Raw genomic sequence first — 11,717 nt, forward strand, 5'->3', positions numbered from 1 at the left:
GTCCAAGGGTCCATGCCGACCAACTCCAGGAGCGAGCAAATGTTCCGTTTGGGCGGCGGAACCTCCCTATAAGAAGCGCGAGAAACCTGATATAGCTTAGCGATGAGGGAAACCGTTCTAGCGCTGCTGGAGCAACACGTGCTTTTGGGCGAGCGACACATTGCGCGCCAGCGCGAGATTGTTGCCGACTTCCATCACAAGGGCTTTAGGGCAGACTTAGCCGAAGACCTTTTGACCCTATTCGAGCAGATGCAGCTTCTGCACGTCGCTCACCGGGATCGGCTTTTGCATTCAACGCAAGGCTAGGCGAAGTCTTTGAGTCCCGATAGCATGAGGGAATGAAGCGCAGCACGATCTATGCGGTCTATCACCCGCTAGCGAATGGCCTGCCATACCTGGCTATTGTCATTGCTCCCGATGGAACGGCTACCGCCCGTCCATTCGATACGGAGCAAGAGGCCGCAGCGTTCAACAAGCAAATGGCAGCGGCAGGCATCCCGGCAAGGCCAACCATTGAGCACTTACCCAGCCGCAGGGGGAATGGCTACAGGCCCTGTAGCAATACCTCTGGAGGTTAAAAAGCCCAGCGGTGATGCAGGCGATTCTGGGGCGAGGGCGGTTTAGTCAAGAGATTGCTAAATATATGCGAACGGCATGGGAACAAACGATCGCCACCCTCGTTGAAGGGGCTGGCCGGATGCCCTTGTGTCCCAATCCCCTCTTCCGGCTAGCCTTGAAGCCAAGCCCGCTGCTGTCCCCTCGGCAGCGGGTTTCGCATTAGCGCAACAGCATGTAGGCGCGCATGCCTGCCATCAGCAGACACGCGGCCGTGCCGACCATGTCGCGCTGCCGGTAGCGCAGATAACCTCAACCAAGGACGTTGATCGAACCGGCCGGAGGGATAGCCGTGAGGGGTTCGATAGTGGCCAGATCCCGCATGGGAGTGGGCACCTCCGACGGCATCGCGCAGATTACACAAGAAACGGAAGAGCAGGAAAGAGCCCCCGGCCGGACAGGGCGGCGCCTTACCTTTCGCGCAACCCGCCAACTGGCTGGCGATCGATGTGTCCGCGTACAGTCAAGGCGCGCGGCTCGCTCGGCTTTGGCCGCAGGGCTTCGATTGTGCCGAGTATGTGAGCTTTAGTGAGCGTAACCTCTCGCCCACGGACCATGCAGAGCCCGTGACGCTTCGCAACCTTGATCATCCCGCGGCGCGTCCAGCGCAGGTAATCGGCGGCCTCGTCGACCGTGTAAATTTTGTCTTCTAACCCACCCATGCCGGTAGGGAATGGCACGCCATACGAGGTGCCGTCAAGCCATTGTATATCTTACCAATTTACCAATTTAGTGAGACTAATTAGCTGCCGAAAAAGGTTGCTGGATCCTGGCAAATCCACTAGCCTGGTCGACGGTTGGCCGGGATCGGGCCGACTGGTTTTCGAGAGGACCGACCGCTGACGCTTCAGTAGTCAGGCGCGCCGCCAGCGTCGAAAGCAACGGCGCGCCTATCTTCATTCCGCCTTGGGCAAGAGGCCCTTGGCCTCAAGGTCAGCAACGATGAGAAGCTCGACATATGCCGAGATTGTTCGGCGGTCCGCCCTGGCTGCCTTGTCGAGCGCCGCCTTGACCTCCTCGGACAACCGTATCCCGATGCTCGTTGCGCGGACCATTTTGCACTCCTGTTGAACGATGTTAAACATTGTTGTTGACGGTTGTTAAACATCGTTATATGACGTTCAACATCGAAGCGCAACGAGGAGTCGCCAATATGTTTAACGCAGCCCAACGCACATTCACCCCTGGCCAGGTCGTTCAGTACGGCAATGGATGGAAGGCATTTGTCCTGGCGCCGGCGGCGGCAACTGGATTTTGGCAGGTCGAAAACGTCTACGACGACGATGGCCGGTTGCGATAGTCGCCGAGAGGGATTTGGAGCAGGCGGAACTGGATGCCGACGAGCTCTATATGTGTGGCCTTCGCGCCGACGCTTGAATTCCAATCGACGTGCTGACATCAAAGAGATCACGAGTAGTGCGCGGCCTTTGATCAGCCGTAACCCAAAGTCGACGTGCCGCGCGAAGCCCGCTTTCCGAAAGGGAGGCGGGCTTTTCTCTTTACCTGCGTCGCCAGTCCGGAGTAGCCCTTGTCACTTGAATTCCGAAGCCCGCTTCAGCAGGCACCGCATGACGTATAACATCACAGTCTGGGAATTCTCTAGGTCGACTTCGCAGTGTACTTCTTTCTGCCCACAATTTTTGTCCCGCACCAGGGACAGTGGCTTATTGCGACGCCATTATCCCTAGCGAAATATCCTTCGCTGGTGACCGGCATCATATAGAATGAGTTGTTCCCATCGCTTGCAAAATTGCTGACGAAGATAAACTTCTCGTCTTCCACCGCAACCTTCAGTAATGCGCAGCAATTAGGCGCCACGTCCCACTCGAAGTTGCCACCGATATGATCCTTGCTTTGATCGAACTCCATTTGGTCGGCCATGCGATTCTCCCCGTAGGCTCTCATCGTGCCATGGCGACGGGCGCAGTGAAAGCCGATTTGTCTAGCGCCGAGGTCCAAGCAGCAGGTCGCTAGCCGGCCGAGCGCCTTCCAAAACAAGGTCGGCCCAAATCTGCGCCAATTCGCGCCGCCGTTCTAAGTGCAGCGCGCGGTTATAGGCGCCTTCCACCTTGTCTTTCGGTACGTGCGCCAGCATGAGGTCGATCACGGGCTTGTCGGCCCGGAAACGCTCGTTCATCACGGACGAAAACGTGGCACGCCAGCCGTGCGGGACGTGCTTGCTGTGATAGCCGGCGCGGTTGAGTAGATAGCCAATCGCATTCTCACTCATGGGCTTATGAGCATGGCGGGTATTGGGGAAGGCGAGCGGGCCACGGCCCGATATCGCGCGCAGCGCCTCGATCGCTTCAACCGCCTGTCGGGATAGCGGTACGAGATGGTCTCGAGCCTCATCGTCCTTGTGCTGAAGACGCAACTTCATTCGTTCGGCGGGGATTTGCCAAAGGTCGCCAGCGGCGAGCCATTCCGACCACGGTGTTGTTGCCAACGTGCCGGGGCGTACTGCCGTTAAGGCCAGAATGCGAAGTGCAAGCTTCGTCACCGGATGGGCGGGTTCCGCTTCGGCCTTGGCGAGCATTTCTCGCGCCTTGTCCAAGTCGATGATGGCGGGCTGCTTGCCCTTTTTCATCGGCGCCATCGCGCCCTTCACGACCGCCGCCGGGTCGTTGTCGGCGCGACCTGATGCTATGGCATAGACAAAGATGGCTGACATACGCTGGCGGATGCGGCGTGCGGTTTCTTTTGCGCCGCCCGCGCCACCTTTTTTTACCCCGCGGACTTCAATCGGCCGCAGCAACGCCAACACCTCGGCGGCTGTTATGTCCTTGATCGGGACGTTGCCAAGGGTCGGGAAGACATCACGTTCCAAGCTCACCAGCACATCGCTGGCGTGCCGTTCAGCCCATTGCGGTTTTTGCAATTCGTACCATTCACGCCCAATAGCTTCGAACGTGTTTGCCGTGCTGGTCACATGGGCAAGCTTTCGCAGCTTCTTTGTGATGCTGGGATCCTTGCCCGCCTTGAGCGTGTCCTTCGCGTCATCGCGAGCCTTCCGCGCAGCTACCAGGGAAACGTCGGGATAAGAGCCCAGAGAAAGCAGCTTTTCCTTTCCGCCGAACTCGTACCGGAATCGCCATAGCTTACCGCCTGCCGTGCTAACAAACAGGTGCAGCCCGCCGCCGTCCGTAAGTTTATAAGCCTTGTCCGCCTTCTTCGCGCCCCTGCATTGCGTGTCTGTCAACATATCGCCGTCCCCTTGAAGTACCCGGTTCCAAGGGAAGATACCCGGTTTTATACCCGACTTCCACCGGGTAGGCGCGGCAGAAACTGGAAAAGCATGGGAACGACAAAGAGCATGAGAGCGCACGGTCTGTAAGGCTTTGCGGGAAACTATGAACAACTATGGGAAGGAATGTTGGCGGAGGGAGTGGGATTCGAACCCACGGTGAACTTGCGCCCACGCCGGTTTTCAAGACCGGTGCCTTAAACCGCTCGGCCATCCCTCCATCGTGATCTTTCAATCACTTTGGTGCCTGTGTTGACCTTCGGATCCTGCTGTTGGCATCATCCGCACCGCACCGCACCGCACCGCACTGCTCTAGTGCGTGGCGCGAAGACCTGTCAACCGCGCCGGCCTGTACATTTGCCGAAACGCAAGCTTTCGCCGTTCGTCCCTTGCCCCCAAGAACCAGGATGCGTCATTCGGCGGTTGAGTCCAGACGTCAGGGATCGCCAAATCGGACAGGGGTTTTGGGAGCGCCGGCGATTCCCTAAAAGTCTAGCGATCGGGAGAGCACGTTAGAAAGTACGTGTGGTAACAGTTAATTCAACCATCGCTGGTATCAAAAGAGAGGGTGGCGGCTCCGACCGGCGTTGGGGGTGGGTAGCCGGAGCCGCCTGCGCAGCCAGGGGTAGTTGGTTGACCGCGCTGTCTCAGAATAGGACAGCGCGGTCTACGAACGGTTAATACGTCGCAGATTTCTAAATCAGCACTGGCTAATGGAACGGAAGCGCCTTCCGCTATTTGAATCGAGTTCAAATTTTGCGTGAGGGGTTCCGATGCGCCTGCTGCCGCAGGTTGCGGGCTGTTCATTTGGCGCCGGCTATTCAAGACCGCTGATAACAGGCGGGAAAGCTTTCACCACGTTTCAAGACCGTGGCCTTAAACTGCTCGGCCATCCCTCTATCGTGCCAATCACTGGGGTGTCTATGTTTTTTGGCGCGCCAGACGCGGGAGGTCATTTCCACCGCACTTCCCTAGTGCGTGGCGCCAAGACCTGCCACCCGCGTCGGATCGTCGCTCGATATATTTGCCGAAATGCAACAGTATCCCGCCAAATCGGCCCAGCCTGATTGACAATGTGGCACACGCCCGACCAATCTGTGGCGTAGTGGATCTTTCGGGGTAAAGGGAATCATGAAGAAGATTTACGAAAAGCCGATTTTGACCAAGCGCGAGAGGCTGTCGCACGTTACGGCGCAGGTGGCTCCGTCTTCCCAGCAACCGCCGGCCTGACGAGCGCGTTGGCGCCAAGCACCTTCTGGACTGTGGGCCGGTCTGAGAGCCTTCGAGGCGCCGGGACTACGCCGGCGCCATAGTTTTGTTCCGCCTTTGCTGCGATGGCAGCGGTCAACTGGCCAATCAAGTCGCTGGCATTGCCTCGCTCGGCGTTCACGGCCACGCCGGTACAGGCCTTGCCACAATCTCGCCGCCTTCCGACCACAATCGGTTAATACCGTGATAAGCAATTCCTGCGCACAAGGGGATTGGGGATCCGGGTGTCGCTGGCAAAGTGTCGGGCAGGTGCTTTGGCTCCGCTGACGTTCAGCTGGTGGCGAGACTGTAGGGGACATCATAACAATGCAGATTTCGGCGCGCCCGCGTCTACGTCGCGCTCCAGCTCTTGCACTGTGCGCCATATCGGCGGTGCTGCTTGCCGCCTGCACCTCGACGCCGCAGCCGAAGGCGATGATCGACAAGAGGCCGCGCTCGAAGGAGTATTTCGCCGAAACCGAATATGGCGTGAAGGCAAGCCCGCGCGTTGCCTTCATGCGGCGCGGCGGCGGCCGCGACCAACTCGGCAAGCCCTACCAGGTGCGCGGCAAATGGTATTATCCCAAGGAAGACAAGCGCTACCGCAAGGTCGGCCTGGCATCCTGGTATGGCGATGCCTTCCACGGCCGGCTGACTGCCAACGGCGAAGTCTATGACACGATGCAACTTACGGCGGCGCATCCGACGATGCCGCTGCCGAGCTACGCCCGCGTCACCAACCTCGAAACCGGCAGTTCGGTCATCGTGCGCGTCAACGACCGCGGCCCATACCATGAAGGCCGCATCATCGACGTTTCGGAGCGAGCCGCGCAAATGCTCGACTATGACAAGGTCGGCACGGCCAAGGTGAAGGTCGAATATGTCGGGCGAGCGCCGCTCGACGGCGATGACGACCAGTATCTGATTGCCTCATACCATCCTGGCAATAACCGGCCGGATCCGTCGGACGGCTTACCGACCGGCGTGATGGTGGCCATGAACGGCCCGATGCCGAGCCTGTCGGTCGACGCGCCTGCCGCCGCCGTGCCGTTCCCGGGGCAATTGACCAATTCCGGGGATGCCCCTGCCGCCCAGCCCGCCCTGTCGGATCAGCCGGCGACGTCGGCGCAGGGCGCCAGCGATGTCATACTGCCAGATTTTGGACCGATCGTGCCGGAGCGGCCGGAGATCAATTTGCCGCCGAATTCGCCCTTCGCCATGGCCTCGCTCTCCTATGCCGACGAGCGCGTCGGACGCGCCGACGTCTTCGCCGCCTTCGACGGTGCGGGCATGTCGCCCTCGGACATTCTGCAATCGTGGAAGAGATCCAATTCGACATCGCCGGCCGCCGCCGACTATGTCGCCGCCGGCTCCTTCGATGATGCGGCCGAGGCAAAACGCGTGGCGGCGGCGCTCAAGCCTTTCGGCAGGACCGAAATCCAGCGCACCGAGCTCGATGGCAACGACTGGTATGCGGTCAACGTCTATCCGGACGGCCATGGCAGCGTCGATGACGTGCTGAAGGCGGCCTGGTCGCACGGCGCGCCGGACGCGCTTGTCGTGCGCGACTGATCTATTTCGATCGCACGGTTGATCCGCCGGAAAAAAGCCTGATAGCTTTGCCCCTGCCAATACCGGCTAACGGGTCGAGCCCTTATGCAGTTTCGCCTTTTTCCGCCCCTCGCTGGGCTTTGCCTGTTGCTGCTTTCCCTGATCCCGGCCAACGCACAGCTTTTCGAAACCAAGGCGGCGCAAGCCTTCATGATCGATGCCGACACCGGCACCGTGCTGTTCGCCAAGGATGCCGACAAGCCCATCCCGCCGGCCTCGATGGCCAAGCTGATGACGATGGAAGTGGTCTTCAACGCCATCAAGTCCGGCCGCATGACGATCAACGACACGTTCCTGGTCAGCGAGAACGCCTGGCGCACCGGCGGCGCGCCGTCCGGCACATCGACCATGTTCGCCAAGCTCAAATCGCCGGTTCGCGTCGAGGACCTGATCCAAGGCGTGACGGTGCAGGCCGCCAATGACGGCTGCATCGTGCTGGCCGAGGGCATGGCCGGCTCGGAGGCCAATTTCGCCGTGCAGATGACCGAGCGCGCCCGCGAACTCGGCCTGCAGAAATCGACCTTCGTGAACGCCACCGGCCTGCCGGCAGACGGCCAGCAGACGACGGTTCGGGAGCTTGCGCAGCTGGCGCTGCATATCTGGCGCGACTACCCCGATTTCTATCGCTACTACGGCCAGGCGGATTTCACCTGGAACAAGATCACCCAGAAGAATCGAAACCCGCTATTGGCCATGGGCATCGAGGCCGATGGCTTCGTCGCCGGCATGAGCGAGGCGGCTGGCTTCGGCATTGTCGGCTCGGCCAGCCACAACGGTACCCGCGTCATCGTCGCGATGAGCGGGCTGGCGAGTGATCGCGAACGCTCCGAGGAGGCGCGCAAGCTGCTCGACTGGGGCGTCCGCTCATTCCAGAAGACCGAGATCTTTGCCAAGGACGAGGTGGTCGGCGAGGCCCAAGTGTTCGGCGGCGCCAAATCCGGCGTGGCGCTCAAGGCGAAAGGACCGATCGATATTTTCCTGCCGATCGCCAACCGCGACAAGCTGACCGCAAGAATCGTCTATGACGGGCCGGTCTCGGCGCCTGTGGAGGAGGGGCAGCCGGTGGGCAAGCTGCGCGTCTGGATCGGCGACACGCTGAGCCAGGAGACGCCGCTTTTCGCCGCCGAAACGGTCGGCGTCGGCACGCTGCCGCAGCGCGCGCTCGATGCCGCCAAGGAACTGGCCGTCGGCTGGCTGCGTTAGCGCATAGACCTTTTATCGGACGAGGGCTATGACAGCGTCCAGCATGGGCAGAGGCTTTTTCCGGTGACGAGCGGATTTTTCATCACCTTCGAAGGCGGCGAGGGGGCAGGCAAGTCGACGCAGATCGAGCGGCTGGCAAAGCGGATGCGCGCCAAGAAATATGACGTCCTCGTCACCCGCGAGCCCGGCGGCTCGCCGGGCGCCGAGGCGGTGCGGCATGTGCTGCTTTCCGGCGCCGCCGAGCCCTTCGGCCCCAAGATGGAGGCGCTGCTGTTCGCCGCCGCCCGTTCCGACCATGTCGAGCAGGTCATCCGGCCGGCGGTCGAGCGCGGGTCGATCGTGCTCTGCGACCGCTTCATCGATTCCTCGCGTGTCTACCAGGGCGTCACTGGTGGTCTCGATCCAGCCTTCATGGCGACGCTGGAGGAGGTCGCCATCAACGGCATGGTGCCCGACATGACGCTGATCTTCGACATCGATCCCATCGAGGGCCTGCGGCGCGCCACCGCCCGCCGCGGCGCCAATGACGGCCCCGACCGCTTCGAGAAGGAAACGCTCGATATCCATCGCCGCCGGCGCGAGGCCTTTCTCGCCATCGCCGAGGCCGAGCCAGAGCGTTGCATAGTCGTCGACGCCTCCGCCGACCCAGAGACGGTTGAGAATGTCGTCACCGCCGCCGTCTTCGCGGCGCTGGAGACGATAACGCCGGCCGAGAAGCGGCAGACAGCGACGGCATGATCTTCGAACGCATCGCCCCCGAGCAGCACGACACGCTGGACGGCGTGCCGGAACCGTCCGAGACGGCTCGCCTTGTCGGCCACCATCAGGCGGCATCCATGCTCGTGGCGGCCTATCGCGCCGGCAAGCTGCCGCACGCATTGATCCTTGCCGGGCCGGTCGGCATCGGCAAGGCGACGCTGGCCTTTCACCTTGCGCATCATCTCCTAAGGCATCCGGCCTTCGAGCGGGCGCCGGAGACGATCGCCCAACCTGACCCGGCCTCATCCTTGTTTCGCCAGATCGCCACGGGGGCGCATCCTTCGGTGCTGCACCTGACCCGGCCGGCCAACGACAAGACCAAGAGCTTCAAGACGGTCGTCACCGTGGACGAGATCCGCAAGGTCAGCCGCTTCCTGTCGATGACCTCGCACGACGGCAGCTACCGCATCGTTATCGTCGACCCGGCCGACGACATGAACACCAATGCCGCCAATGCCTTGCTGAAGAATCTGGAGGAGCCGCCGGCGCGCACGCTGTTCATCCTGATCGTGCATGCGCCGGGCAGCCTTTTGCCGACCATCCGGTCGCGCTGCCAGATGGTGCGGCTGACGCCGCTCGGCGACGAGGAGTTGATGACCGTTCTGCAAGGCATCGAGCCGCCGCCACCCGAGGAGCCGGCTGCGCGCGCGGCACTTGCGGAGCGGGCAGGCGGCAGCGCCCGCAACGCGATCCTTCTGACCCAATATGGCGGGCTGGAGATCGCGGCCGCGCTCGACGCCCTGGTTGCGGCGAGGAAGGGCGACGTCGCCGGCGCCCACCGGCTTGCCGAGGCGGTTGCCGGCCGCGACCAGGCGATCCAGTTCGACATCTTCAACCGACACGCGCTTGACCTGTTGTCCTCACGCGCCAGCGAGGCGGCACTCGCCGGCGATCTGGCGCGGGCCAAAGCCCTGTCCGAAGCTTGGCAGGAAGCCCAGAACGCTATATCTGAGACCGAGACCTACAATCTCGACAAGAAGCAGCACGCTCTGATCATGATCGACCGCCTGAATTCTGCGATGCGAATGTGATGGCCCGCTCGGGATGGCAATCGCCATGCCGATAGGATATCCACCCCCACAACTCACATTCAGACTTTCATGACGGTTCATTCATGTCACGCGACACATTCTACATCACGACCGCGATATCCTACCCGAACGGCAAGCCGCATATCGGCCATGCCTACGAGCTGATCGCCACCGACGCGCTCGCCCGCTTCCAGCGCCTTGATGGCAAGCAGGTCTTCTTCCTCACCGGCACCGACGAGCACGGCATCAAGATGCTGCAGACGGCGCGCAAGGATGGCCTCTCGCCGCGCGAACTCGCCGACCGCAACTCGGCCGAATTCAGGCGCATGGCGGCGGTGCTCAACGCCTCCAATGATGATTTCATCCGCACCACCGAGGAGCGCCACTACGCGTCCTCGCAGGCGATCTGGAAGGCGATGGCCGCCAATGGCGATATCTACAAGGGCGGCTATGCCGGCTGGTATTCGGTGCGCGACGAGGCCTATTACGGCGAGGAGGAGACCGAGGTTCGGGCCGACAACGTCCGCTACGGGCCGCAGGGGACGCCGGTCGAATGGGTCGAGGAAGAGAGCTATTTCTTCCGGCTTTCGGCCTATCAGGACAAGCTCACAGCGCTTTACGAAAGCCAGCCCGACTTCATCGGCCCCGCAGAGCGGCGCAACGAGGTGATGAGTTTCGTCAAGTCGGGGCTGAAGGACCTGTCGGTCTCGCGCACCACTTTCGACTGGGGCGTGCCGGTGCCCGGCGACGAGAAGCACGTGATGTATGTGTGGGTCGACGCCTTGACCAACTACATCACCGGCCTCGGCTATCCCGATGAAAACGCTGAGAATTGGAAATTCTGGCCGGCGGATGCGCACATCATCGGCAAGGACATCGTGCGCTTCCATGCCGTCTATTGGCCGGCCTTCCTGATGTCGGCGGGAATCCCGCTGCCCAAGCGCGTCTTCGGCCACGGCTTCCTGTTCAACCGCGGCGAGAAGATGTCGAAGTCGGTCGGCAACGTCATCGACCCGTTCACCATGGCCGAGCACTACGGCGTCGACCAGGTGCGCTATTTCTTCCTGCGCGAGGTGCCATTCGGACAGGACGGCAACTACAGCCATGAAGCGATCGTCAACCGCACCAACGCGGATCTCGCCAACGGGCTCGGCAATCTGGCGCAGCGCTCGCTGTCGATGATCGCCAAGAACTGCGGCGGCGTGGTGCCGAAGCGCGGCGAATTGACGGAGGCCGACGGCGCCATCCTCGATCAGGCGGTCGAAGCGCTGGCGACGGCACGCAAGGCGATGGCGGAGCAGGGCATCCATCTGGCGCTGGCGGCGATTTTCGGCGTGGTGGCGGAAGCCGATCGCTATTTTGCTTCCCAGGAACCCTGGGCGCTGCGGAAAACCGATCCCGTGCGCATGGAGACGGTGCTGTGGACAACGGCAGAACTCGTCCGGCGGGTGACGGTGCTGTGCCAGCCCTTCATTCCGGGATCTGCCGCGAAGCTGCTCGACCTGCTGGCGGTACCGGCGGACAAGCGCAATTTCGAGCATGTCCATGCCGACCATGCGCTGGTGCCGGGCACGGCCCTGCCGGCGCCCGAGGGCGTGTTCCCGCGTTATGTCGAGCAGGATGCCAAAGCCTGATGCTGGTCGACAGTCATTGCCATCTCGACTTTCCGGACTTCGCCGAGGAGCGGGCGGCCATCGTCGCCCGCGCCCTCGCGGCCGGCATCGGCCGCATGGTGACGATCTCGACACGTGTGAGGCGGTTTCAGCAAATACTTGAAATTGCTGAGACTTTTGATGAGGTCTATTGCTCGGTCGGCACCCATCCACACAATGCGGCGGAAGAACTCGACGTGACCGCCGACGAGCTGGTGCGCCTTTCCGCGCACCCAAAGGTGGTGGCGATCGGCGAGGCCGGGCTCGACTATTTCTACGACCGCGCCCCGCGCGATGCGCAGGCGCAAGGTTTTCGCACTCATATCGCGGCGGCGCGCCAGACCGGCCTGCCGC

The 11,717-nt window shown here is 61.7% G+C and carries 11 protein-coding genes and 1 tRNA gene; 8 read left to right on the plus strand and 4 right to left on the minus strand.

What is annotated here, in order from left to right; genetic code table 11:
• The first annotated feature begins 102 nt into the window (after nt 1–102).
• Nucleotides 103–306 (plus strand): hypothetical protein, encoded by a 204-nt coding sequence (locus EN781_RS34780; RefSeq protein ID WP_127400025.1) that lies wholly within the window; start codon nt 103–105, stop codon nt 304–306.
• 1,205 nt (nt 307–1,511) lie between these two features.
• Here EN781_RS34780 and EN781_RS34280 read toward each other — a convergent pair.
• Nucleotides 1,512–1,670, minus strand: a complete 159-nt coding sequence (locus EN781_RS34280; RefSeq protein WP_189347506.1) for a DUF1778 domain-containing protein — start codon at nt 1,668–1,670, stop codon at nt 1,512–1,514.
• A 59-nt stretch (nt 1,671–1,729) separates the two neighbouring features.
• Between EN781_RS34280 and EN781_RS12260 the strand changes: the two genes are divergently transcribed.
• Nucleotides 1,730–1,915, plus strand: coding sequence for a hypothetical protein (locus EN781_RS12260; protein ID WP_127400027.1), 186 nt, complete (start codon nt 1,730–1,732; stop codon nt 1,913–1,915).
• A gap of 299 nt (nt 1,916–2,214) precedes the next feature.
• Here the strand turns inward: EN781_RS12260 and EN781_RS12265 are convergent, their stop codons facing one another.
• The 3 genes from EN781_RS12265 to EN781_RS12275 all read right to left on the minus strand — a co-directional run bounded on the left by EN781_RS12265 (nt 2,215) and on the right by EN781_RS12275 (nt 4,079).
• A complete protein-coding gene (locus EN781_RS12265; protein WP_127400028.1) occupies nt 2,215–2,496 on the minus strand; it encodes a hypothetical protein in 282 nt (93 codons plus the stop codon).
• Between the two features lie 61 nt (nt 2,497–2,557).
• Nucleotides 2,558–3,817, minus strand: a complete 1,260-nt coding sequence (locus tag EN781_RS12270; protein WP_127400029.1) for an integrase arm-type DNA-binding domain-containing protein — start codon at nt 3,815–3,817, stop codon at nt 2,558–2,560.
• A gap of 172 nt (nt 3,818–3,989) precedes the next feature.
• Nucleotides 3,990–4,079, minus strand: a tRNA-Ser gene (locus EN781_RS12275).
• Nucleotides 4,080–5,434: 1,355 nt separating this feature from the next.
• Here EN781_RS12275 and EN781_RS12280 point away from each other — a divergent pair.
• From EN781_RS12280 to EN781_RS12305, 6 genes are all read left to right on the plus strand, one after another.
• A complete protein-coding gene (locus EN781_RS12280) occupies nt 5,435–6,679 on the plus strand; it encodes a septal ring lytic transglycosylase RlpA family protein (protein ID WP_126054594.1) in 1,245 nt (414 codons plus the stop codon).
• A gap of 84 nt (nt 6,680–6,763) precedes the next feature.
• Nucleotides 6,764–7,921: a D-alanyl-D-alanine carboxypeptidase family protein gene (locus EN781_RS12285; protein ID WP_127400030.1), complete on the plus strand. Its 1,158-nt coding sequence runs from the start codon at nt 6,764–6,766 to the stop codon at nt 7,919–7,921.
• Nucleotides 7,922–7,984: 63 nt separating this feature from the next.
• The gene (gene tmk / locus EN781_RS12290; protein WP_126054596.1) at nt 7,985–8,659 is read left to right on the plus strand and encodes a dTMP kinase; all 675 of its coding nucleotides are present in this window, start codon (nt 7,985–7,987) and stop codon (nt 8,657–8,659) included.
• Nucleotides 8,656–9,711 carry a DNA polymerase III subunit delta' gene (locus EN781_RS12295; protein WP_126054597.1) on the plus strand — a complete coding sequence of 352 codons (1,056 nt, stop codon included), beginning with the start codon at nt 8,656–8,658 and terminating at the stop codon, nt 9,709–9,711. The genes tmk and EN781_RS12295 overlap by 4 nt, the downstream gene beginning before the upstream one ends.
• Nucleotides 9,712–9,794: 83 nt before the next feature.
• On the plus strand, nt 9,795–11,345 hold the full coding sequence (gene metG / locus EN781_RS12300; RefSeq protein WP_126054598.1) for a methionine--tRNA ligase: 1,551 nt from the start codon (nt 9,795–9,797) through the stop codon (nt 11,343–11,345).
• Nucleotides 11,345–11,717, plus strand: a 373-nt coding sequence (locus EN781_RS12305; RefSeq protein WP_189347507.1) for a TatD family hydrolase, incomplete at its 3' end; no start/stop codon positions are given. The genes metG and EN781_RS12305, both read left to right, overlap by 1 nt.

The sequence above is a fragment of the Mesorhizobium sp. M4A.F.Ca.ET.090.04.2.1 genome, from assembly GCF_003999085.1.
Taxonomy (GTDB): Bacteria; Pseudomonadota; Alphaproteobacteria; order Rhizobiales; family Rhizobiaceae; genus Mesorhizobium.